Below are 26,053 nucleotides of genomic sequence, written 5' to 3' on the forward strand. Positions count from 1 at the left end.
ATCTTTCTTATTTATTTAATTCTTAATTTATTAATGATGATCTCCTGATCCTTCTCCTCTATGTTCAATATTATAATAGTGGAAATGCTCGCTCTCTTTTAAGAAAGGATTTCCTTTTGGAATAGGATTCGCTTTGGCAAATGCACTGAATACTGTATAAATGAATATCCCTAAGAAGAATAATAAAGCACTTAATTCAGCAATTCCAAATGACCAGAAAGGACCAACTGTAGCTGGCATAATCATTACAAAAATATCAATGTAATGTCCTCCTAGAATTACAATACCTCCAATAACTACGAACCAAGGAATACTCTTGTAATCACTATTTATTAATAATAAAACTGGAAATACAAAGTTCATTACTAACATTGCTAAAAATGGCAATTTATATTCATTAAATCTTGCTACGAAGTAAGTTGTTTCCTCAGGAATATCAGCATACCAAATAAGCATAAATTGTGCAAACCATAAGTACGTCCAGAATACAGAGAAGCCAAACATAAATTTAGCTAAATCATGAATATGACTATCATTGATTCCTGGAATAGCATTTTTAGACCTTAAATATACTGTAACAAATGCAACTACTGTTAAAGCACTTACTAATAAACTTGCTAATACATACCAGCCAAACAATGTTGAGAACCAGTGAGGATCTAAGCCCATAATCCAATCCCAAGACATCATAGACTCAGTAATCATGAATAAGAATAAAAAGATAACTGACGCATTATAGTTTTTCTTATAAGTCTTGTTATTATCATCTGCTGTATCTTCTGCAATTGAATTTTTTCTAATAAAAAATCTGTAAGCATTCCAAATAGCTAAGTAAACAATACCTCTAATTGTCCAACCAGGAACATTCATCCACCAAGATTTACCATCTACAATTGCATCGTAGTTAGGACTTGCAGGATCAAAGGTACCTTCTGCCATCCATGGAAACATATGGTTTACATGTAAAACAGATGCTGCTAAAATAACCAATAGCATAATAATAGATGTTGGCACTAGATTCGCTGTAACAGCTTCCATCACTCTAAAAAGAACAATAGACCAACCTGATTGTGCAACTCTTTGTGCAGCATAAAAAGCTAACACTAATAATGATATCCCTAAGAAAAAGAATAATGACACATAAAGTGCAGACCAAGGTTTGTTCTGTAATTGATGTAAAACATGCTCAGCATGCGTATCATCATTATGAGCACCATGAGCACTCATTTCTTTATCTATGTTAGATTCTCCAGTATGACTTCCTGAAGTAGCATTATGATCGTTATCTGTTAATTCCTTATCATGATGATCATCTCCATGTGCACCATTTGCATGATCATTAGAATGCTCATCTGCATGAGCAGTGCCATGACCATCATCATGTGCTGATTGTTGTGCTATAATTTCTTTTGCCTCTTCAATTGTACTTGGTGCTGTAAAGAAACTCCATCCAATACCTAATAAACCAACAACTGTTAGAATAATAGAGAGTGTTTTTAATTTACCTGAGAATTGATACATATCTTTCGTATTCTTTCTTTTTGTAATTATTTTAATAAATCAGCACGCAATTGTTCTACGTAGTGAATTATCTGCCAACGTTCGTTATAAGTTAACTGTCCAGAATGAGAACCCATTAAGTTCTTACCATGAATAATAACATGATAAATTGAACCTGCAGTAATATCTCTATCCTTGTAACTTGGTATACCTTCAAACTTTTCAGCTTGTGATAAATACCCATTTCCGTCTCCTTTTTTACCATGACATGAAATACAGTAAATATTGTATAATTCTTTACCTTTTTCTAGATTAGCTTCAGAAGCTTCTAATGGATTCTTCAATTCAGTTTTTGCCTTTTCATAACCTTCTGCTGTGTCAGGAATATCATAAGCTGGATGACCACCTCTTGGAATAGTACCAGCAACTGGCTTACTATTCACAGGCTCTCCATTTAAACCATCTGCATCATCTGTATCATAAGGTATAGAGACATACATGTCTGGCATATACTCTAACTGCGGTTTTCTTTTGTCATTACAAGATATAATACTTGCAAATACAACTAAAGCAATAAATAATTTTAAACTTTTCATTATTTCTTTATTAGTGCTTATCTACTATATTAATTTCTACAGCTCCTGTTTTTGTTAATAATGCTGTTAACTCACCTTCATTATTATGAACTGGAATTTCCATTAAAAAATGGTCATCTGTAGTTCTAGGATCTGGATTTTCTGCTTTTTTAAACGGCCAAATTCTACTTCTCATGTAAAAAGTAATTACCATTAAGTGGGCTGCAAAAAATACAGTTAATTCAAACATAATTGGCACAAAAGCTGGCATGTTTTCGAACCAAGAAAAACTTGGCTTTCCACCAATATCTTGTGGCCAATCTTCAATCATCATGTAGTTTGTCATCCAAATAGCGAATGCTAAACCTGTAATTCCATAAAAGAAAGCTGTAATAGCCAACTTTGTAGGAGCTAATCCCATTGCTTTGTCTAAACCATGAACTGGAAAAGGACAAAATACTTCTTCTATATGATGGTGCTCTGATTTAACCGCTTTTACAGCGTCTAACAAAACCTCATCATCATTGTAAAATGCGTGAATAACTTTTGATGATTCCATAATTATTCTGTTTTATTGTTATCAGGGTTAACTTCCTTAATTTCTTTACCAACTATAACAACAGTTGGTTTTGTTGGAATACCTTGTGCTCTTCTCTTCTTGTAAAACTCACCAGAAGATTTTAATATTGTTTTTACCTCTGCCTGTGCAATTACTGGGAAAGTTCTTGCATATAATAAGAATAATACAAAGAAGAAACCAATAGTTCCGATAAAGATACCTACATCTACAAACGTAGGCTCAAATCTCCACCAAGTAGAAGGTAAATGACCTTTACTTAATACAATTGCAATAATATCAAAACGCTCAAACCACATACCAATATTAATGGCAATTGAAATAATGAATGACCATATAAAACTTCTTCTTATTTTCTTAAACCATAATAACTGTGGAATAAAAATATTGAATATTAATAATGACCAAAATGCCCACCAATAAGGACCTGTTGCAGCTCCTACAGATAAATATGTATAATTTTCATAAGGTGACCCTGTGTACCATGCAATAAAGAACTCAGTAGCATAAGCTACAGCCACAATACCACCTGTTAAGATAATTACTATGTTCATATACTCTACGTGCAAACGTGTAATATATTCTTCCATATTAGTTACCTTTCTCATAATCCCTAGTAAAGTCTGTACCATTGCAAATCCTGAAAAGATTGCTCCAGCTACGAAGTATGGAGGGAAAATTGTAGAGTGCCAACCTGGGTTGATAGATGTAGCAAAGTCCATAGATACAATTGTATGCACAGAAAGTACTAATGGTGTTGCTAAACCTGCAAGTACCAATGACACTTCTTCAAAACGTTGCCAATCTTTTGCTCTACCAGACCATCCAAAACTTAATAATGCGTAAATTTTCTTTTGGAATGGTTTTACAGCTCTATCACGAATCATTGCAAAATCTGGTAATAAACCTGTCCACCAGAAAACTAATGATACAGATAAATAAGTAGAGATTGCGAATACATCCCATAATAATGGTGAGTTAAAGTTTACCCATAATGATCCAAATTGATTTGGTAATGGTAAAACCCAATATGCATTCCATGGTCTACCCATGTGAATAATAGGAAATAATCCTGCTTGAAAAACGGCAAAAATTGTCATTGCTTCTGCAGAACGGTTTATCGCCATTCTCCATTTCTGACGGAATAATAAAAGTACTGCAGAAATTAATGTTCCTGCATGACCAATACCTACCCACCATACAAAGTTGGTAATATCCCAAGCCCATCCAATGTTCTTGCTTAATCCCCAAACTCCAATACCAGTTCCTACTGTATAGAAGATACATCCAAATCCCCAAAGCATTGCTGCTAAAGAAATATAAAATGCCATGTACCAATTCTTATTTGCTTTACCTTCTATAGGTTTAGCAATGTCTTCGGTAATATCGTGATAACTCTTATCACCTAATACTAAAGGTTCCCTTATGGGTGCTTCGTAATGAGACATATTCTATATCTTAAATTTAATTACGCTTCGTTTGTATTTTTTATTTTCACTTGATAGATTACATTAGGTTTAGTTTGTAAGTAATCTAAAACATTGTAAGCTCTTTTGTCTTTTGCTAAAGCAGCTACTTTGTCTTCTTTATTATTTACATCACCAAAAACTAATGAACCAGTTGTACATGCTGATGAACAAGCTGTTTCAAATTCATCTGTATTTACTGCTCTACCTTCTTTTTTAGCTTTAAGGATTGTTGCTTGTGTCATTTGAATACACATAGAACACTTCTCCATAACTCCCCTACCTCTAACTACAACATCAGGATTTAATACCATTTTACCATACTCATTGTTCATATTAAAATCGAACTGATTATTGTTTGCGTATTCAAACCAGTTAAATCTACGAACTCTATAAGGACAGTTGTTTGCACAGTATCTAGTACCTACACACCTGTTATAAGTCATTTGATTTTGTCCTTGACGACCATGAGTTGTTGCTGCAACAGGACAAACTGTTTCACAAGGTGCATGATTACAATGTTGACACATCATTGGTTGGAAAGTAACCTCAGGATTTTCAGCTTCAGTTTCTAAAGCTTCATACATTTCTCCTCTACTTAATCCTAACTCTTTTGCATCTTCTCTAGTTTCTACTGTAGAAGAATAATATCTATCAATACGCAACCAGTGCATATCTCTACCAACTCTTACCTCTCTCTTACCAACAACTGGCACATTGTTTTCTGCATGACATGCTACCACACATGCACCACAACCTGTACAAGATGTTAAATCTATAGATAAGTTAAAGTGATGACCTAAATCTCTATTGTGCTCATCCCATAAATCAATGGTATTCGCCTCTACTTCTTGATGATCATAAGAAACATAAGCAGGCTTATTCCATCCATGATGATGATCTTTAGGATCTACATTTTTATATTCCTTTAAAGAAGCCACTTTTAAAATATCATGACGACCTGCAATAGTTTTTTGTACTTGTGTACAAGCAAACTCATGATAGCCTTCAACTTTTTCTATAGTTACTCCATATTGAATATTGTTGCTATTTGCATAAAATGGATACGCATTAACACCAACTTGCATTTCTTCTTTTAAACCAAACGTTTTACCAAAACCTAAGGCTAAACCTATAGATCCTTTAGCTTGACCTGGCTGAATCATTACTGGAACTACTGCTTCTTTTCCGTTTACTGAAATCTTAGCATAGTCACCATTAATTGCTCCATTATCCTTTACAGGATTTGAGAAACCTAACTCTTTTGCATCAGCAATAGACATTGTTAAATAGTTATCCCAAGAAGCTCTAGTAATTGGATCAGGGAATTCTTGTAACCAAGGATTGTTAGCTTGTTTACCATCACCTAAACCAGTTTTAGTATATAAGTTTAATTCAAAACCACTTGCTTTTTTCGCCGAAGATGAAAGTGCAGCTGCTGCATTAGCAACAGATACTGTGCTTGTAAATTCAACTTCTTCAACTAAAGCTTCTCTTTTAAAGAAACCATTATGTAAAGCTGTATTCCAAGAACTACCATTCAATACAGAATCTGCAGCAAAGGCTTTTAAATAATCGTAATATTTTGTTGAATTACCAGACCACTTTAATAAAGTATCTTGTAATTGACGTGTATTAAATAATGGCTGAATCGTTGGTTGCATTAACCCATAAGTTACACTATCAAATTGTGTATCTCCCCAAGACTCTAAAAAGTGTGGAGTAGGTAATGCATAATTAGAAGCATCAGCTGTTGCACTATTTTCTGTAGATAAAGCTACAGACAATTCTAATTTCGCTAATCCTTCTACAAAATCAGCAGAATTTGCTAATGAGTAAATAGGATCTACATTATGCGTCAACAAACCTGCAACTCTACCAGCTTTCATATCTGAAATTAACTGAGTAACCTCTGCATCATTTCCTTGACGAATATTTAATGTATTCTTAGTATCAAAGATTTCACTGCTTAAAGCTTCATTTATCGCAAAAGCAATAAGTTGTGCATTTTTATCATTTAAACCTGTCATTACAACAGATCTAGAACCATTCATTCTTAACTCAAGAGCCATTTTCTTAATCTCAGCATCTACAGGAGTTGCTTTAGAAGAAACATTATTACCAGTTACTTCTTTATAAAGATTTAATAAAGCGAATACTTGATCTGATGGCTTTAACACCACTCTTTTATCTGCATTAGCTCCAGTTAAAGACATGTTACTTTCGAACTGAACATGGTAAGACATTTGACCAGATTCTGGCTTTCTACCATTTACATATCCTTTTTCGAAACCTCCATGAAAATCACTCAAGAAATCTGCACCAATAGAAACTATTGTTTTTGCCTTTTCTAAATGATAGTTTGGTAATGCTCTTTTGCCATACATTGCAAGCATAGCTTCTGTAGCACCCGCTTCTGAAACTGCATCATAAACAACGTGTTTAATGTTTGGATATGCTGTTGTAAATTCAGAAATAATTTTATCTGTTGATGGGCTAGCCATTGTACCAGTTAGTAAAACAACTGGTTTATTTTCATTTTTTAAGCTAAGTAATTTTAAACCAATTTCCTTATCTGCATCTGCCCATGAAATTACTTCTCCTGCTTTAGTTGGTTCTTTTAAACGTAACTTCTCATCATACAAAGATAAAATAGCTGCTTGTACTCTAGCAGTAGTTGTACCATTTGCATCTTTATTAGGCATAATTTGAATTGGACGACCCTCTCTTGTTTTTACCAAAACATTTGCAAAGTCATAACCATCAGCCATAGAAGTTGCATACCAATCTGCAACACCTGCAATAATATCATTAGGTTTAACTACATAAGGAATAGACTTTCTAACTGGCCCTTCACAAGCTGCTAAAGAAGCTGCAGCTGTTGTAAAACCAACGTACTTTAAAAAATCTCTACGTGAAGTAGAACTATTCTCTAATGTTTCTTTATCACCTAAAAACTGATCTGTAGCAATTTCATCTACAAACTCATTTTTACTTAACGTTTCAACAATAGAACTACCTTTTAGTTCCTCAACACTTTTCCAGTATTTTTTGTTTGAAGCCATTTACTTATAGTTATTAGTTTTAGATTTTGTTTGACTTAAAGGCCAATTACAAAAACTATTCTTCTTTTTTAATTAATAGTGGCACTTACCACATTCTAATCCACCTAACTGAGCAATAGTAACCTTATCTACATTGTACTTTTTTGCTAATTCTTTGTGGATATTATCATAATACTCTGTACCCTTTAAGTCTACATTAGTTTCTCTATGACAATTGATACACCAACCCATAGTTAAAGGTGAGAACTGACGCATTTCATCGTAAGTCTCAACAGGCCCATGACATTTTTGACACTCTATACCACCAACAGTTACGTGTTGTGAATGGTTAAAGTAAGCAAAGTCTGGCAAATTATGAATTCTAACCCATTTAATAGGTTTTGTATTTCCTGTATATTCTAACTCATCTGGATCCCAACCAGCAGCATCGTAAATCTTAGCGATTTCCTTATCTAACTCAGCCTTACCATAAGTCATTCCATCCCACTCAACTACAGTCCCTTCAGACACTTCAGCAATATTTTTATGACAATTCATACAAACATTTACAGAAGGAATACCTGAATGTTTACTATGTTTTGCAGAAGAATGACAGTATTGACATTCTATTTTATTTTCACCAGAGTGAATTTTATGAGAAAATGCAATTGGCTGCAAAGGCATATAACCTTCGTTTACCCCAACTTTGAATAAAGTACCAAAAACAATGTAAGCACCCATCAACAAAACAAAGATTGTAGTTAAAACATGTAAGAATGTATTTCCTTTGATACCTTCCCACAGCTCATGCAAGTCTCTTTTCAAGTTTGATTTATTCGCAGACTTATTACCTTTTAATTCATTAACCTGCTTTAATAAACTTGCAATCATTAAAAAAGCAACAATTATTGCACCAGCTAACAAATAAATAATCCATTCAGGAGCACTACCTGAACCTCCACCTGCAGTTGCATCTACAACAGCAGTTCCTGCAACATCCGCTTTTACAGGATCACCTACAGTAGTGTAATAAAGAATATTATTGATTTGATCATCACTTAACTGAGGAAAAGCCGTCATTGGAGACCCATTGTATTCCTCGTAAATTGCAATAGCCTGTCTATCTCCAGACGCTCTTAGCTCTGCATTATTCTTAATCCAAGCTAATAACCACTCATTCTCTCTACGCTCTTCTACACCACCTAAAGCTGGCCCAACAAGTTTTCTATCTAACTTGTGACATGAAGCACAAAGGGATTTAAAAAGCTTTCTACCCTCTGCTTGACGAGCAGCATCAACTTCTTGAGAATAAGAAGATAAGCTAATTGAAAAAAGCAGAATGATTGTAAAACTCTTAAGAAGTACTTTGATTATTTTACTGTGTAACGCTACACTTTTCATATTTACAAACTATTTTAATATCTGTATAAATAGCCCAAAAACCACTTTTTGAACAGTTGTACAAAAGTACTACATATTGCTAAATTTAAAAAAAGGAAAAGGATGGTAAATATTAATTTATAACAATTCTAAATAAAGGTTTTTTTCAATATAATCTAAAAGATGTCGTTATTTTTGTAGAAATTTTTTTTATGAAAAACTCCATAATTTTATTCATTTTTTTAGCCTTTGGTTTATTAACTTCTACAGAATCGAATGCCCAAAATAACACAAATGCAAGCGAAAGTGTGCGTAAGTTAATTGCTAAAAAAAGAGCATTTAATAAGCAATTTGGTTATGGCTATCGTATTCAACTATATTATGGAAATGAAACTAAGGCAAGAAGTACGCAAAGTAAATTCAATGTACTTTTTCCAGGAAATTACACTAAATTAGATTACAATCAGCCTTATTGGAAAGTATTGGTTGGTAATTATAAAACGAAACTTGAAGCTGATAAAGCAATGATGAATTTTTCTGAAAAATTCTCTGGCTTAATCGTGATTCCATTAGGAAAATAAGTCAAACAAGTTCGGATAAAAAAAATACCAAATCATTTGATTTGGTATTTTTTTTATGCTCTATAAAATATAATCTGTATTAATAAAGTTAGACGTTTTTTTATCTAAAAGTTCTTGCAATATATTATTGTTATACTCTGCGTCTTTAGAAGCTACAAAGGTTCTTATTGAGAAAGATCGTAAAGCATCATGCACGCTTAAAGTGCTCACTGCAGAATCTTTTCTACCCGTAAACGGATACACATCTGGCCCTCTTTGCGCTGCACTATTTAGGTTTACTCTACAAACCAGATTAACCAATGTATCTATTAATGGTGCTAAAGTTTTTACATCACTCCCAAAAACACTTACTTGCTGACCATAGTTAGAATCAGCCATAGCATCTAAAGGTTCTTGTATATTTTTAAATGAAACAATAGGAATTACTGGCCCAAATTGCTCTTCTTCATAAACCCTCATATTTTTTGATACAGGATATAATACTGATGGAAAAATATAGTTTTCGGTTCGCTCACCCCCTTTTTCATTCAAAATCTTTGCACCTTTTTCTTTAGCATCATCTATCAATTCTTGTATATAATCTGGCTTGCCTGGTTCTGGTAATGGAGTTAATTTTACATTCTTTTCCCAAGGATTTCCAAATTTTAAAGCATCTACCTTTTCTGCAAAACGTTTATTAAACTTATCTACAATATGCTCGTGCACAAACAATATTTTAAGTGCTGTACATCTTTGACCATTAAAAGAAGTTGAACCCGTTAAACATTCTTCGATCGCCAAATCTAGATCAGCATCTGGCAAAACAATTCCAGGATTTTTAGCCTCTAAACCCAATACCAACCTTAACCTATTTTTATAAGGATGATTCGCTTGTATAGCATTTGCTGATTTACTATTGCCAATTAGCGCTAAAATATCAACTTTACCTGTTTTCATGATTGGTGTAGCTAAAACACGACCTCTACCATAAATAATATTGACAACCCCTTCTGGAAAACTATTTTGAAAAGCCTCCATTATTGGAGAAAGTAATAAAACCCCATGCTTAGCAGGCTTAAACACAGCTGTATTACCCATAATTAAAGCAGGAATTAACAGCGCAAAAGTTTCATTTAAAGGATAATTGTAAGGCCCCAAACACAAAACAACACCTAAGGGACCTCTTCTAATATGAGCATGTACTCCACTATGTTTTTCAAACTTAGCAGAATCTCTGTCCATTTGTTTATAATCCTCAATGGTGTCATAAACATACTCAACTGTTCTATCAAATTCTTTCTCTGAGTCTGCGTGCGATTTTCCAATTTCCCACATTAAAAGTTTCACAACTTCTTTACGTTTGGTTTTCATTTGGTCTGCAAACTCCTCCATACAAGATATTCTATCTGCAACACGCATTGTAGGCCACATACCTTGGCCTCTATCATAAGCTCTATAAGCCGAATTTAAAGCCTCTATAGCTTCGTTTTCTGTGAGATTAGGAATTGTACCCAAAAATGTAGGTTTATACTCTTCTGTAGAAGATATTGTAGAATACACTTCAGTGAACTCACCTTTCCAATCTTTTAACTCACCATTGACTAAATATGATTTTTGATGTAAAAGTGTATCAATTTTAAATTCCTCTGGTATATTCTGATTTATTTTTATCATAATTATGCTAGTTTTTGGTTGTTTTATACAACCCGAAATATGGGTAATCAAGTTAGCAAAAATAACACTCCTATTAATGAAAGTTGCCAATTAACTACGAAAATGATTTCGAAAAAAACGAGTAAAAAACAAAAAACCTACCAATTTTCATTAGCAGGTTTAAAAATAATAAACAATTTAAATTTATGACTTAATCACCTTCATAGCTGTCATAGAAGCTCTTAATTGCTCTCCTACAACCTCTACTGGATGATTTCTTATAATTTTGTTGATTTTAATTAATTCTTGATTATCTACACCATTATCACTGCTAAAAGATTTACCAATAACATTTGTAGAAACAGTTTTCATAAAATCGGTCAATAAAGGCTTACATGCATGATCAAATAAATAACAACCATACTCTGCAGTATCTGAAATTACACGATTCATTTCATATAATTTTTTACGTGCAATAGTGTTTGCAATTAATGGTGTTTCATGCAAAGACTCATAATACGCAGAGGCATCTATAATTCCAGATTCTGTCATTGCTTCAAAAGCCAACTCTACACCTGCTCTAACAAAAGCAACTAACAATGTACCATGATCAAAATATTCTTGCTCAGATATTTCTTGATCTGTTATTTGCTGCTTTTCAAATGCAGTTTCACCTGTAGCTTGTCTCCATTTTAATAGGTTTACATCATCATTAGCCCAGTCTTCCATCATTGTTTTAGAGAAATGACCAGTCATGATATCATCCATATGTTTTTGAAATAATGGACGCATAATATCTTTTAATTCCTCTGACAATCTAAAGGCTTCAACTTTGGCAGGATTAGATAATCTATCCATCATATTTGTAATTCCTCCATGCTTTAATGCCTCAGTTACAGTTTCCCAACCATATTGAATTAACTTCGCTGCATAACCAGCATTAATACCTTCTTCAACCATTTTATCAAAAGATAAAATAGCACCTGTTTGTAACAATCCACATAAAATGGTTTGCTCACCCATTAAATCTGACTTTACCTCTGCAACAAAAGATGATTCTAAAACACCAGCTTTATGACCACCTGTTGCAACTGCATACGCTTTTGCTTGTGCCCAACCTTTTTGTTCTGGATCATTTTCTGGATGCACTGCAATTAACGTTGGCACTCCAAATCCTCTTTTATACTCCTCTCTTACTTCAGATCCAGGAGATTTTGGTGCAACCATAATAACCGTTAAATCTTCACGTATTTGCATTCCTTCTTCAACAATATTAAATCCATGAGAATATGATAATGTTGCTCCTTTTTTCATTAAAGGCATTACTGCTTTCACCACATTTGTATGTTGCTTGTCTGGTGTTAAGTTAATTACCAAATCTGCAGTAGGTAATAACTCTTCATAAGTACCTACTTCAAAATTATTAGAAATAGCATTTGTATATGATTCTCTTTTTTGATCAATTGCTGCTTGCCTTAAGGTATATGAGATATCTAAACCAGATTCTCTCATGTTTAACCCTTGATTTAACCCTTGTGCTCCACAGCCCACAATAACAATTTTTTTCCCTTTTAAGGCAGCTACTCCATCTTCAAATTCTGAAGCATCCATAAAACGACATTTCCCTAATTGCTCTAGTTTTTGTCTTAATGTTAATGTGTTAAAATAATTTGACATTTTTTTGTTTTTAATTGTTGATTAGAGTATATGCAAAAGAAAGTTTTAAGAACTTCTTTCGTTTAAAATTATACTCTTTTATCTATTTTTAGTTGTTGTATGATTCTAATAATGATGAAATTTTCATTTCTTCTTTTGTAACTGCAATTAAGCCAGAACGTGTGTATTGCATAATTCCGAATTCACTTAACTGGTTATACATTTCTACAATTTCCTCTTTTCTCCCAGACTTCTCAAGAATAAAAAAGGCTTTGTTTACTGTTACAATTCTAGCATTGCTTTCTTTAATAATGTTTTGTATTTGAGGCTCCTCAAATAACAATTCTGATTTTATTTTAAACAAACCAGAGATTTGATATATAATTTGATCTAGATTATGATAATAAGCTTTAATCACCTCTACCTGCTTTTCTATCTGACCAATAATTTTCTTGATATTTACTTCATCAATATTTACAACAATAGTAAACTTAGAAACACCTTCTATTTCAGATGGAGAAGTATTTAAACTTTCTATATTAATATGTCTTCTTTGAAAAATTGCAGAAATCCTATTCAACAATCCAATATTATTTTCAGTATAAATAGATACTGTGTATAATTGTTTTTCTTCTGTACTCATCTTATTCTAATCTTATATCAGAAACACTAGCTCCTGAAGGTATCATTGGAAATACATTATCTTCTTTTTCTACACAAACTTCTAAGAAATAAGCTTCTTTACTTTGCATCATTTCTGCTACAGCCTCAGCTAATTCTTCACGTTTAGTAACTTTTCTAGCCTTGATATAATACCCTTCTGCAATAGCCACAAAATTAGGGTTCACCATTTCTGTAGAGGCATATCTTTTATCAAAAAACAATTGTTGCCATTGACGAACCATACCTAAGAAATCATTATTTAAAACCACTACTTTTACTGCAGCTTTTTGCTGAAAAATAGTACCTAATTCTTGAATTGTCATTTGGTAACCACCATCTCCAGAAATAGAAACTACTTCACGATCTGGAGCTGCCATTTTTGCACCAATTGCAGCTGGCAAACCAAAGCCCATTGTTCCTAAACCACCTGAAGTGATATTACTTTTAGACACGTTAAAATCTGCATATCTACAAGCAACCATTTGATGCTGACCAACATCTGTTACAATTGCAGCCTTACCTTCACTCTGAATGTTGATTTCTTTTAAAACCTCGCCCATTGTTAGGCCTTCTTTTGTAGGATACAAATCGTTTTTAATTACTTTATCATATTCAATTTGATACAAATCTTTAAATTTCTGATGCCAATCTGAGTGAGATTTTTCTTCTAAAAATGGCAAAAGTTCTGCTAAACTCTTTTTTGCATCACCCAAAACTGCTACATCAGATTTTACATTTTTATCAATCTCTGCAGGATCAATTTCGAAGTGAATTACTTTGGCTTGTTTTGCATAAGTATTTAAACTACCTGTAACTCGATCATCAAAACGCATACCTATTGCAATAAGCACATCACACTCATTAGTTAAAATATTTGGTGCATAATTACCATGCATACCAACCATACCAACATTTAATTGATGTGAAGTTGGTATTGCAGAAGCTCCTAATATTGTCCAAGCAGCAGGTATTCCTGCTTTTTCTACAACAGCCTTAAACTCTTCTTCTGCCTTACCTAAAATTACACCTTGACCCCAAACAATCATTGGTTTCTTTGCTGCGTTTATTAGATCTGCAGCTTCTTTAACCTTTGTTATATCTGTTGTGGGTACAGGATTGTAACTTCTAACATGAGTACATTTTTCGTAAGCAAAATCAAACTCTTCAAACTGAGCATCTTTTGTAATATCTACTAAAACAGGACCTGGTCTTCCACTTTTGGCAATGTAAAATGCTTTTGCCATTGCTTTTGGAATATCTTCTGCCTTTGTAATTTGGCAGTTCCATTTCGTAACTGGAGTTGAAATACCAACAATATCTGTTTCTTGAAAAGCATCACTACCCAATAAATGAGACGCAACTTGCCCAGTAATACAAACCATTGGTGTAGAATCTATTTGCGCATCTGCAATTCCTGTAATTAGGTTTGTTGCTCCAGGACCAGAGGTAGCCATTGCCACACCTACTTTACCAGAAATACGTGCATAACCTTGTGCAGAATGTGTTGCACCTTGCTCATGACGTGTTAAAACATGGTGAATTTTACCTTGGTATTTATACAACTCATCATAGACAGGCATAATTGCACCTCCTGGATATCCGTATAAAATATCAACACCTTCTTCAATTAAACATCTAACAATTGCCTCACTTCCAGAAATACGCTCTGTTGCTTTAGCTTTTGACTGTGTACTTGATATGGTTTTTGTCTCCATAATTCTTACTTTTAAATAAGAGTTTAAAGAAATTAGCTCAAAACTTTTTTGTATTTGACACTTGCTCTTTTCTCTTAAATCTTAATTCATTTATTTATAAATCAGTAACACATCCTTTAGATGCAGAGGCTACAGATTTTGCGTACTTGTATAAAATTCCTTTTTTATGTTTTAAAGCAGGAGCCACCCAATTTGCTCTTCTTTTCTCTAACTCTTCATCAGAGATAAGCACATTTATTGAGTTGTCTTCTGCACTAATTCTAATTTTATCACCTGTTTCTAAAAGACCAATAGCTCCACCTGATTGTGCTTCTGGTGTAATGTGCCCCACAACAAAACCATGTGTACCTCCAGAAAAACGTCCATCTGTAATTAAAGCTACAGATTTACCTAAACCTGCTCCCATAATTAAAGAGGTTGGCTTTAACATTTCTGGCATTCCTGGCCCACCTTTTGGCCCCACATATCTAATAACAACCACATCACCTTTTTCTACTTCACCATTAGAAATACCTGTATTTGCTGCTTGCTCACCATCGTAAACCACAGCTTTACCTTCAAACAATAAACCTTCGTTTCCAGAAATTTTAGCTACTGCACCTTCTGTTGCAAGATTTCCATAAATAATTTGGATGTTTCCTGATGTTTTTAAAGCCTTGTCTTTTGGATAAATAACATCTTGAGCTTCAAACTCCATTGCTTTAACATCTGCCAAATTTTCGGCTAAAGTTTTACCTGTAACAGTTAAGCAATCTCCATGCAAATACCCATTATCTAATAAATATTTCATAATTGCAGGTGTACCTCCAACTCCATGAACATCTTCCATTAAATATTTTCCTGATGGTTTTAAATCTGCAATTAAAGGTGTTCTATCTGATACTTTTTGAAAATCTTCTAAAGTAAAATCTATTTCTGCTGCATGTGCTATAGCTAAAAAATGTAAAACTGCATTTGTAGAACCACCCAAAGCATTTACTAAAGCAACAGCATTTTCTAACGATTTTTTAGAAATGATATCTAAAGGTTTTAAATCTAACTCTAATAAGTTTTTAATAGCTAAAGCTGTTCTTTCTGCTTCTGATAATTTATTTGGATTTTCTGCTGGAATAGAAGAGTTATAAGGCAAAGCAAACCCCATACATTCTATTGCAGAAGCCATTGTATTTGCTGTATACATACCACCACAAGCACCTGCTCCTGGAATGGCTCTTTTTATAATTTCTTTGTATTCATTCTCATCTATTTCTCCAGCAACTTTTTGACCCAAAGCTTCAAAGGCAGAAACAATATTTAACTTTTTACCTTTATAACTACCAGAGGCAATTGTGCCTCCATACATCATAATTGATGGCCTATTTAAACGTAACATTGCAATTACAGCTCCTGGCATATTTTTATCACAACCTACCACAGAAACTAAGGCATCATAGCTTTGAGCATTCATTACAGTTTCTATTGAATCTGCAATTATATCTCTGGAAGCTAAAGAATAATTCATACCAGAAGTTCCCATAGAAATTCCGTCTGAAACACCAATAGTATTAAAACCTAACCCAACTAAACCAGCAATTTTACTTTCTACTTTAACTTCTGCAGCTAAATTGTTTAAATGCATATTACATGGATTACCATCATAACCTGTACTTGCAATACCAACTTGGGCTTTGCTCATATCTTCTTCTGATAAACCTACTGCATACAACATGGCTTGAGAAGCTGGTTGAGATTCGTCTTGCGTTAATCTTTTGCTATGTTTATTTAATTCCATTTACAAACTGTTTCTGTGTTAACAAAAATATTATAATTGCGTTATTTTTTTAATAATACTACAATGACTTCGTTTAAATTCAGGTTAAAAAATAACCATTTAAAATCCTGAATAACAGATTTTTAAATATATTTTAAAATGATATTCAGTAGTTATAATATTTTTAAAGAATTTTTTATTTTAATAAGAATTTGATATTTCTAAAACTGACTTTAGTTCACAAACAAGCTTAGCCCAAATTGAGGCATATGTTTGAGCTATTTTTTGAAACTGAATTTAATTCAGATTTCAAAAAAAGCGAGTGCTGAAAGCTGGAAATAGCTGCTAAATAATTGTGCTTTGACCCATGTGAATGTTTCTAAAGTTCATATTACTATCATCTTGATTGGTAATATAATCTGCTACAAAATCGCCAACCTTAGAAGTTGTTGTTGATTTCTGCATTTTTCTTTTGATATCTTGAGTAGTGATACCTAAAGCTAAAGACTTGTCTACAGCTCTTTCTATAGCATCTGCCTCTTCATGTAAGCCTAAATACTGCAACATCATTGCTGCTGATAAAATAGAAGCTAACGGATTTGCAATGTCTTTACCTTTTGCTTGCGAATACGAACCGTGAATAGGCTCAAACAAACCATTTTCTGAACCAATAGAAGATGATGCCAATAAACCTATTGACCCACAAAGTGAGCTTGCCACATCAGAAATCATGTCTCCAAAAAGATTTTCTGTTAATATGACATCGAAATGCGTAGGATTTAGAATCATTTTCATAGCTGCATTGTCTACAAATAAATATTCTAGTTCTACATCTTTATAGTCCTCGGCTATTTCTGAAACTGTTTTTCTCCATAAACGAGAAGTTTCTAAAACATTTGCTTTATCTACCAAAGTTACTTTCTTCTTACGTTTTTGTGCTGCTTGAAATGCCAAATGCGCAACTCTAGAAATTTGTTTTACTGTATAAGTAGAAACGTCATGTGCAGTTTGCTTGTCTTCGCTTAATGTTTTTTCACCAAAATAAATACCTCCTGTTAATTCTCTATAAATAACAAAATCTGCATTTTTTATTACTTCTCTTTTTAATGGAGAGTTAGATATTAGATTATCGTAAGCCTTTACTGGCCTAACATTGCAATATAAATCTAATTCTCTTCTTAAATTTAGCAAACCTTGTTCTGGACGAATTTTCGCTGATGGATCATTATCGAACTTAGGATCACCAACTGCACCAAATAATATAGCATCTGCACTTTTACAAATAGTAATTGTTTCTTTTGGTAAAGGACCTCCTGTAGCATCAATGGCATTTGCACCCAATTGCGCTTCTTTATAAATAAATATATGATCATATGCTTCAGCAACTGCATTTAAAGCTTTTTTTGCTTGCTCTACAACCTCTGGACCTATACCATCTCCTGGAATTACTGCTATATTAAATTTCATAGTACTAGTATTTTATGCAATAGCTGACTTCTCTAAATTACTAACTTTTTTCATGATGACATGTATGTCTTCATCTTTTATTTCTTTTTGCTGATCTGCCATGTTTAAAAAGGCTTTGTAAGCTTCATCTAACTGAACTTTAGTTAGTTCATAACCTACTTTCTTAGCTCTATAAGCCAAAGCTGCTCTACCACTTCTAGCTGTTAATACAATAGCACTTTCTGTAACACCTACATCTTCAGGATCCATAATTTCATAAGTTTCCCTGTTTTTTATGACTCCATCTTGATGAATTCCTGAACTGTGTGCAAATGCATTAGCACCTACAATTGCTTTATTTGGTTGTACTGGCATTCCCATTTTTTCACGAACCATCATACTTGTATCGTACAATAATTTTGTATTGATACTTGTTTCTAGATTTAAATAAGGATGCTGATTTAATATCATAACCACCTCTTCTAAAGCTGTGTTTCCTGCTCTTTCACCAATTCCGTTTATAGTACATTCAATTTGACGAGCACCATTTATAACACCTGCTATTGAATTTGCTGTAGCCAAACCTAAATCGTTATGACAATGACAAGAAAGTGTAACATTTTCTATACCTTTTACATTTTCTCTTAAGTATTTCATTTTTGCACCATATTCTTCAGGCAAACAATATCCTGTAGTATCTGGAATATTTAAAACAGTAGCCCCTACTTTAATTACTTCTTCACAAACTCTTGCTAAAAATTCATTGTCTGTTCTACCTGCATCTTCTGCATAAAATTCTACATCTTCAACAAAGGTTTTAGAATAAGCAACTGCTTTTACAGCTCTTTCTATAACTTGTTCTCTGGTTGAATTGAATTTATATTTTATATGAGAATCACTTGTACCAATACCAGTATGAATTCTAGGGAATTTGGCATATTTCAATGCCTCTGCAGCAACTTTAATGTCATTTTCTACGGCTCTTGTTAAGCCACAAACTGTAGCATTTTTAACAATTTTTGCAATTTCTGAAACCGATTTAAAATCTCCTGGGCTAGAAACTGGAAAACCTGCTTCTATAACATTTACACCTAATAAGTCTAATCTTTCTGCAATAACTAACTTTTGGGTAGTATCTAACTTACAACCTGGAACTTGTTCTCCATCTCTAAGAGTTGTATCAAATATTTGAACTTGATTGTTTTGCATAATTAAAAAAATTGACTTTATATTTAATCAAAAGTATTTAATGAGATTAAAATAAATAGTTACTTTTACCACTTTGTACGATTTCTAATATCCTATATAAAAACATAAGTATTTAATAATCAAATTTTTATGATTAAAAAGCTTACATCAGTCAGCCAACAAAATGATGCTCTTTTCGTTTTAATTAAGTCTTTAACCAAATCTGAGAAGAGACAATTTAACTTGTATGTAGGTAGATTAGGTGGAAATGTTGATGCCAAATTTTTCTCGCTTTTTAAGTTTTTAGAAAAACTAAAAGCTTACGATGAGAAAGAAATTATTAATAGTGGCATTGTTTCTAAACAACAATTATCAAATCTAAAAGCACATTTATACAAACAGATTTTAATTAGTTTGCGTTTAAATCCTGCTCATAAGAATATTAGAATTCAAATTAGAGAACAATTAGACTTTGCTACTGTCTTATATCAAAAAGGATTATACAAACAGAGTTTAAAATTATTAGATAAAGCAAAAAACTTGGCCTTAGACAATGAAGAAAAAAACATTGCCTACGAAATAGTAGAACTTGAGAAGGTCATTGAAACACAATATATTACCCGAAGTTTAAGCAATAGAGCAGATCAACTTTCTGTGCAAGCAAAAACCTTAAGTCAGCAAAATGTTATTGCTAGTAAACTATCTAATTTATCACTACAATTATACAGTCATCTATTACAAAATGGCTATGTAAAAAATAACGAGGAACTAGAATTTATTAATCAATATTTTTACAGCAAATTACCTAAATACAATTTTGAAACTTTTGGTTTTAGAGAAAAGTTATGGTTGTATAAAAGTCATTTGTGGTTTAGTTTTCTAACTCAAGATTTTTTACATAGTTACAAGTATGCAAGCCAATGGGTTTCGTTATTCAAAGCAGATAAAAAGTATATAACTCAGCATCCTGTATTTTATTTAAAAGGAATTAACTACTTATTAGAAGCGTCTTTTTTTGTAAAAAAAGCTTCAACTTTTAAAAGCGAACTTAAAGCATTTGAAGATGATGTAGATAAGAAGGTAATCCCTTCTAACATGAATACAGATTTATTGATTTTTCAATATTTATATGCCAATAAATTACACTTACACTTTTTAGAAGCCACTTTTTCTGAAGGTGAATATTTGGTTGATATCATCAACAAAAAATTAGAAGAATATCAAAATAGATTAGACAGCCATTATATTGTAATGCTATACTACAAAATTGCTTGTTTGTACTTTGGTATGGGCAAAAATGAATTATGTATTGCTTATTTGCAAAAAATAATCAAGTCTAAAAACTTAAGTTCTGCTGAAGATTTGCAGTGTTTTGCAAGAGTTCTAAACTTAATTGCGCATTATGAATGTGGTTTAGATTACGATTTAGAAAGGCAGTTTGTAGATACCTATAAATTTCTATTAAAAATGGAAAATCTGCAGGAAGTTCAAAAAGTATTCTTGACATCTATAAGAGACTTAAGTGATGTTTTTCCTCATGAAATTAAAAATGAGTTTAAAAAAATTCATGCAAAATTAAAGGTCTATGAAGATCATCCCTATGAGAAAAGAGCCTTTTTATACCTAGACATCCTTTCTTGGTTAGAAAGTAAAATTCAAAATAAATCCATTTCTTCAGTTATTAAAGAAAAAGCAAATTTCACCCACAAATAATGCTATTTTCATTTTATTGACAATCATATTTTATCAAGTATTCATTTATTGGTCAATTTTAGAAAATAATTGACAATCCATTACCCTTGAATAAATAATACTTCTATTTTTGTGGTGTGATTTTATCTAAAATACATAATCAATTACTACAAACTACTGCTACAGTAGCAACTACTTTTGGTGGTTTAATTCGCTCTACAACTACTACAACAACCCTTTAAGGGTTTATTTCTATTCATATTATATCAGGTTATCAAGCATTGCAAAAGCAATTCAATCAAAACATATTATTTATTGAATACTTAAAATTACAAGATGAAAGTATTAAAATTTGGAGGCTCATCAGTCGCAAACTCAGAAAACATAAAACAAGTATTAAGCATTATTGCAAATACATCTAAAGAAGATAAAATAGCAGTTGTAGTTTCTGCATTTGGCAAAACCACAAACAAACTATTGGCAGGTGCAACCAAAGCATTGCAAAATGCGGAGCATGCTAAACAAATTTTAACAGAAATTAAAACATTGCATTTTACAGTAATTAATGACTTGGTTAAAACTAATACTGATGAAGTTCTAGAAAATGTAGAAATACTTTTTACCAAATTAAATGCCATTTACGAAGGTATTTTTCTTCTACAAGAACTGTCTGACAAAACCTTGGCTAAAGTTTCTAGTTTTGGAGAAAGGTTATCTTCTTACATCATTGCAAATGCAGCAAAAGAAAATTTAAATGCAGCTCATAAAGACAGCAGAGAATTAATTATTACCAATGATATTTATTTAAATGCACAGGTTAATTTTGAGAAAACAGATGCATTAATAGCTAGCTATTTTAAAAACAATCAGCATCAAATAACGGTTTTAGGTGGTTTTATTTCTTCTAATCTAGAAAACGAAATAACTACTTTAGGTAGAGGAGGTTCTGATTTTTCTGCTGCTATTTATGCAGCAGCTTTAAATGCCTCTGAACTACAAATTTGGACAGACGTTTCAGGAATGTTCACAGCAAACCCAAGTGTAGTAAAACAAGCACATCCTATTCCAGAAATTTCTTACGAAGAAGCTATGGAACTTTCTCATTTTGGAGCAAAAGTTTTGTATCCACCAACAATACAACCTGCTTTAAGAAAAGACATCCCCATAAAAATCAAAAACACATTTTCACCAGAGAATGAGGGTACTTTAATTTGTAAAAATCCACAAAGTAAAAGTGATGTAAAAGGAATTTCGCATATTGATGAAATTAGCTTAATTACTTTAGAAGGTGGAGGAATGATTGGTATTCCTGGTTTTTCAAAACGTTTATTCGAAGCTTTATCTTTAGCACAAATAAATGTAGTTTTCATTACTCAGGCATCTTCAGAGCACTCAATATGTGTAGGTATTTATGAAGCTGATGCTGTAAAAGCTAAAGAGGTTTTAGATGCAACTTTTAGCATCGAAATAGATCGTAAGAAAATTAAACCTATTAGTGTTGAAAACGATTTGGCAATTATAGCTGTTGTTGGAGAAAGCATGAAAAATTACCAGGGTTTAAGTGGACAAATGTTTAGTACTTTGGGTAGAAACAATGTAAATGTGAGAGCTATTGCCCAAGGTTCATCAGAAAAAAACATTTCTGCAGTAATTAATAGTTTTGATGCTAAGAAAGCATTGAATGCTTTGCATGAACAATTTTTTGAAGAACGCACCAAACAACTCAACCTATTTGTAACAGGAGTTGGAAATGTTGGTGAGCGCTTTTTAGCACAAATACACCAACAGAAGAAATTTTTAAAGGAGAATCTTAAACTAAATATTAGAGTAATTGGTATTTCTAACTCAAGAAAAATGTTTTTTGATAAATCTGGAATAAACCTAAAAAACTGGAAAGAATTATTGGCAAATGGTGAAGAAACTTCATTAAGCGCTTTTCACGAGCAAGTAAAAAAGCTAAATTTAAGGAATAGCGTTTTTATAGATAATACAGCTAACAAAAGCGTATCTGAAGTTTATGCCAACTATTTAAAAGATAGTATTTCTGTGGTAACTTGTAATAAAATTGCCTGTGCTTCTGAATTTAGTAATTATAAAAATTTAAAAAACCTTTCTAAAAAATACAATGCTTCGTTTTTATTTGAAACCAATGTTGGTGCAGGTTTACCTGTTATTGACACTTTAAAAAACTTGGTAAATTCAGGAGATCGCATTCATAAAATACAAGCAGTTTTATCTGGCAGTTTAAACTTTGTTTTCAATAATTTTAATACAGAAACAACTTTTCATGATATAGTTCTGCAAGCTCAAAAAGAAGGCTATACAGAACCAGATCCTAAAATAGATTTAAGTGGAATTGATGTTGCCAGAAAAATTTTGATTTTAGCACGTGAAAGTGGTTATCAACTGGAATTAGAAGAAATTAAAAACAACGCCTTTTTACCTGAAGAAAGTTTAAAAACTACAAATAATGATGATTTCTATGCTACTTTAATAAAGAATGAAAATCATTTTCAACAGATTTATAATAAAGCACAAGAAAAAAATTCACGTTTAAAATATGTGGCTGAATTTGCAAATGGACAAGCAAATGTGGGACTACAAGAAATTCCTGCAGATCATCCTTTTTATAATTTAGAAGGAAGTGATAATATTGTATTATTTTTCACAGACAGATATCCAGAAAATCCTTTAATCATAAAAGGTGCAGGTGCAGGTGCAGATGTAACAGCTTCTGGTATTTTTGCAGATATAATACGAATTGCAAATCAATAAAAAATGAACTATTTAAAAGTATTTTCTCCTGCTACTGTAGCAAATGTTTCTTGCGGTTTCGACTCTCTTGGTTTTGCTGTTGATACAGTTGGAGATGAAATGACGTTTACAAAAACAGCAAGCAAAGGTGTAAAAATTACCAATATTACTGGAGCAAACTTATCTTATAATGTAGATGAAAATGCAGCAAGTGCAGTAGTTCAAAAAATGTTGATTGAGGCTAAAGCCGATTTTGGAGTAGAACTAACCATATCAAAAGGTTATTCTCCTGGAAGTGGCTTAGGCAGTTCTGCAGCAAGTGCAGCAGGTGCAGCTTTTGGAGCAAATCAATTATTAGGAAATATTTACTCAGAATTAGAATTGGTAAAATTTGCCATGTTTGGAGAAGAAGTGGCTTGTGGTTCACAAATTGCAGATAATGTTGCTGCTGCCATTTATGGAGGTTTTGTACTAATTAGAAGTTATGACCCTTTAGAAATTGTGAAACTACCTGTACCCAAAGAATTAAGATTAGTCGCCATTCATCCTCAAGTAGAAGTCAAAACAAAAGATGCAAGAGAGGTTTTACCCAAACAAATTGATTTAAAAGATGCTATTACTCAATGGGCAAATGTTGGTGGATTAATTAGTGGCTTATATGCTAATGATTATAATTTAATTAGCAATTCTCTTGTAGATATTATTGTAGAGCCTTATCGTAAAAAACTCATTCCTTATTTTGATAATGTTAAAAATGCAGCTTTAAAATCTGGTGCTTTAGGAGCTGGAATTTCTGGCTCAGGGCCAACCATTTTTGCGCTATGTAAAGGTGATAAAAGTGCAAATGATGTTCACTCAGCAACTAATGAAAGCTACAAAAACACAGGTATTGAATTCACTTTATTTACCTCAAAAATTAACAACCAAGGAATTAAAATCTTAGAATCAAATTAACATGCAATATTATAGTTTACACCATAAATCACCCAAAACAAGTTTTAAGAAAGCTGTAATAGAAGGTTTAGCGAAAGATAGAGGAATCTATTTTCCAGAAGAAATAACACCTTTAGATGCTGCATTTATTCAAAATATTTCAGATTACACAAATCATGAAATTGCCTTTGAAGTAATTAAACAATTTGTAGGTAATGATATTCCTGAGCCTGTTTTAAAAGAGATTATAAAGAACACACTTACTTTCGATTTTCCTATCGAAAAAATTACAGAGCAAATTTCATCACTAGAACTTTTTCATGGCCCAACAATGGCCTTTAAGGATGTTGGCGCTAAATTTATGGCTCAATGTTTAGAATATTTCAATAAGGACAATGATGAAGAAGTTACTGTTTTAGTGGCTACTTCTGGTGATACTGGAGGTGCAGTAGCTAATGGCTTTCTAGGCGCAAAAGGTGTAAATGTGGTAATCTTATATCCTTCAGGAAAAGTGAGTGATATTCAAGAAAAGCAACTTACAACTTTAGGTAAAAATATTACAGCTTTAGAAGTTGATGGCGTCTTTGACGATTGCCAAGAAATGGTAAAAACTGCGTTCTTGGATGACGAAATTGAAAGGAAATTAACCTCAGCAAATTCAATAAATATTGCAAGATGGTTACCACAAATGTTCTACTTTTTCTTTGCTTATAAAGCACTACATCAAAAAAAGAAAGACCTAGTTTTTTCTGTACCAAGTGGAAATTTTGGTAATATTTGCGCAGGAATTATGGCTCAAAAGTTAGGTTTGCCAGTGAAACATTTTGTTGCATCTACCAATGTAAACGATACTGTGCCTAATTATTTAAAAAGTGGTGAGTATAAGCCTAAACCATCTAAAGCAACCATTTCTAATGCTATGGATGTTGGTAATCCTAGTAACTTTATTAGAATTAGAGAGTTGTTTGATAACGATTTACAACAATTAAAAAATTCATTTTCTTCTTATTCTTTTTCTGATGATGAAACTCGAGAAAAAATGCAAGATATTTATGACATTTCTGGCTATGTTTCAGATCCTCATGGAGCTGTTGGTTATTTAGGTCTAGAGAAATATGGTTTACAAGAAAACGAAATTGGTATCTTTTTAGAAACTGCACATCCTGTTAAATTTTTAGATGTTGTAGAAAGTACCTTACCTGTTAGAGTTGCAATACCAGATCAAATTAAGAAGGTAATTGATAAAGAAAAAGTAGCTTTGAAAATTAGTACTTACGAAGATTTAAATTCTTATTTAATGAAATAAACACCCTATTTTCTTTGTTTTGAATTGTAATTCATCTTTCTAAAAATCAAAAGAAGAATTCCGCAGTTCATAATCATTGGAATGTATTTGTAAACTAATGGAGTGTCTGTAAAAAAGCAATAGCTGTAATACCAAAACAATACAAAAGTTATAGCATAAATAATTCTGAGAAGAATTGGCTCTTGGTTAAAAAAA

The 26,053-nt window shown here is 32.4% G+C and carries 18 protein-coding genes; 5 read left to right on the top strand and 13 right to left on the bottom strand.

Going from position 1 to position 26,053, the window contains the following annotated elements:
• Positions 1–30: 30 nt before the first annotated feature.
• From V7R38_RS03155 to V7R38_RS03180, 6 genes are all read right to left on the bottom strand, one after another.
• Positions 31–1,521, bottom strand: coding sequence for a quinol:cytochrome C oxidoreductase (locus V7R38_RS03155; protein WP_334056016.1), 1,491 nt, complete (start codon positions 1,519–1,521; stop codon positions 31–33).
• Between the two features lie 26 nt (positions 1,522–1,547).
• The gene (locus tag V7R38_RS03160) at positions 1,548–2,096 is read right to left on the bottom strand and encodes a c-type cytochrome (RefSeq protein ID WP_015481793.1); all 549 of its coding nucleotides are present in this window, start codon (positions 2,094–2,096) and stop codon (positions 1,548–1,550) included.
• Between the two features lie 10 nt (positions 2,097–2,106).
• The gene (locus V7R38_RS03165) at positions 2,107–2,634 is read right to left on the bottom strand and encodes a DUF3341 domain-containing protein (RefSeq protein WP_334056017.1); all 528 of its coding nucleotides are present in this window, start codon (positions 2,632–2,634) and stop codon (positions 2,107–2,109) included.
• 2 nt (positions 2,635–2,636) lie between these two features.
• Positions 2,637–4,100, bottom strand: a complete 1,464-nt coding sequence (gene nrfD / locus V7R38_RS03170) for an NrfD/PsrC family molybdoenzyme membrane anchor subunit (protein ID WP_334056018.1) — start codon at positions 4,098–4,100, stop codon at positions 2,637–2,639.
• Between the two features lie 20 nt (positions 4,101–4,120).
• A complete protein-coding gene (locus V7R38_RS03175) occupies positions 4,121–7,183 on the bottom strand; it encodes a TAT-variant-translocated molybdopterin oxidoreductase (protein WP_334056019.1) in 3,063 nt (1,020 codons plus the stop codon).
• Positions 7,184–7,255: 72 nt separating this feature from the next.
• Complete coding sequence (locus V7R38_RS03180) at positions 7,256–8,563, bottom strand: c-type cytochrome (RefSeq protein ID WP_334056020.1); 1,308 nt, start codon at positions 8,561–8,563, stop codon at positions 7,256–7,258.
• A gap of 191 nt (positions 8,564–8,754) precedes the next feature.
• Here V7R38_RS03180 and V7R38_RS03185 point away from each other — a divergent pair, with 191 nt between their 5' ends.
• On the top strand, positions 8,755–9,123 hold the full coding sequence (locus tag V7R38_RS03185) for an SPOR domain-containing protein (protein WP_334056021.1): 369 nt from the start codon (positions 8,755–8,757) through the stop codon (positions 9,121–9,123).
• 60 nt (positions 9,124–9,183) lie between these two features.
• On the opposite strand, the gene V7R38_RS03190 is transcribed toward V7R38_RS03185, so the two are convergent.
• The 7 genes from V7R38_RS03190 to V7R38_RS03220 all read right to left on the bottom strand — a co-directional run bounded on the left by V7R38_RS03190 (position 9,184) and on the right by V7R38_RS03220 (position 19,194).
• The gene (locus V7R38_RS03190) at positions 9,184–10,776 is read right to left on the bottom strand and encodes an NADP-dependent glyceraldehyde-3-phosphate dehydrogenase (RefSeq protein ID WP_334056022.1); all 1,593 of its coding nucleotides are present in this window, start codon (positions 10,774–10,776) and stop codon (positions 9,184–9,186) included.
• A 183-nt stretch (positions 10,777–10,959) separates the two neighbouring features.
• The gene (ilvC, locus tag V7R38_RS03195) at positions 10,960–12,432 is read right to left on the bottom strand and encodes a ketol-acid reductoisomerase (RefSeq protein ID WP_334056023.1); all 1,473 of its coding nucleotides are present in this window, start codon (positions 12,430–12,432) and stop codon (positions 10,960–10,962) included.
• Positions 12,433–12,520: 88 nt separating this feature from the next.
• Positions 12,521–13,054, bottom strand: a complete 534-nt coding sequence (gene ilvN / locus V7R38_RS03200) for an acetolactate synthase small subunit (RefSeq protein ID WP_334056024.1) — start codon at positions 13,052–13,054, stop codon at positions 12,521–12,523.
• Between the two features lies 1 nt (position 13,055).
• Complete coding sequence (gene ilvB / locus V7R38_RS03205) at positions 13,056–14,789, bottom strand: biosynthetic-type acetolactate synthase large subunit (protein ID WP_334056025.1); 1,734 nt, start codon at positions 14,787–14,789, stop codon at positions 13,056–13,058.
• A 94-nt stretch (positions 14,790–14,883) separates the two neighbouring features.
• Positions 14,884–16,560 (bottom strand): dihydroxy-acid dehydratase, encoded by a 1,677-nt coding sequence (gene ilvD / locus V7R38_RS03210; RefSeq protein ID WP_015481783.1) that lies wholly within the window; start codon positions 16,558–16,560, stop codon positions 14,884–14,886.
• A gap of 324 nt (positions 16,561–16,884) precedes the next feature.
• Positions 16,885–18,006 carry a 3-isopropylmalate dehydrogenase gene (gene leuB / locus V7R38_RS03215; RefSeq protein WP_334056026.1) on the bottom strand — a complete coding sequence of 374 codons (1,122 nt, stop codon included), beginning with the start codon at positions 18,004–18,006 and terminating at the stop codon, positions 16,885–16,887.
• 12 nt (positions 18,007–18,018) lie between these two features.
• Positions 18,019–19,194, bottom strand: a complete 1,176-nt coding sequence (locus V7R38_RS03220; RefSeq protein ID WP_334056027.1) for a 2-isopropylmalate synthase — start codon at positions 19,192–19,194, stop codon at positions 18,019–18,021.
• Between the two features lie 129 nt (positions 19,195–19,323).
• Between V7R38_RS03220 and V7R38_RS03225 the strand changes: the two genes are divergently transcribed.
• The 4 genes from V7R38_RS03225 (at position 19,324) to thrC (ending at position 25,858) form a co-directional block, all read left to right on the top strand.
• The gene (locus V7R38_RS03225) at positions 19,324–20,886 is read left to right on the top strand and encodes a hypothetical protein (protein WP_015481780.1); all 1,563 of its coding nucleotides are present in this window, start codon (positions 19,324–19,326) and stop codon (positions 20,884–20,886) included.
• A 315-nt stretch (positions 20,887–21,201) separates the two neighbouring features.
• Entirely contained in the window at positions 21,202–23,640 is a 2,439-nt protein-coding gene (thrA, locus tag V7R38_RS03230) for a bifunctional aspartate kinase/homoserine dehydrogenase I (protein ID WP_334056028.1), read from the top strand.
• A 3-nt stretch (positions 23,641–23,643) separates the two neighbouring features.
• Positions 23,644–24,573: a homoserine kinase gene (locus tag V7R38_RS03235; RefSeq protein ID WP_334056029.1), complete on the top strand. Its 930-nt coding sequence runs from the start codon at positions 23,644–23,646 to the stop codon at positions 24,571–24,573.
• Position 24,574: 1 nt separating this feature from the next.
• Positions 24,575–25,858, top strand: a complete 1,284-nt coding sequence (thrC, locus tag V7R38_RS03240; protein ID WP_334056030.1) for a threonine synthase — start codon at positions 24,575–24,577, stop codon at positions 25,856–25,858.
• The last annotated feature ends 195 nt before the right edge of the window (positions 25,859–26,053 follow it).

The organism is Polaribacter sp. P097 (assembly GCF_036864555.1).
In the GTDB taxonomy this organism is placed as follows: Bacteria; Bacteroidota; Bacteroidia; order Flavobacteriales; family Flavobacteriaceae; genus Polaribacter.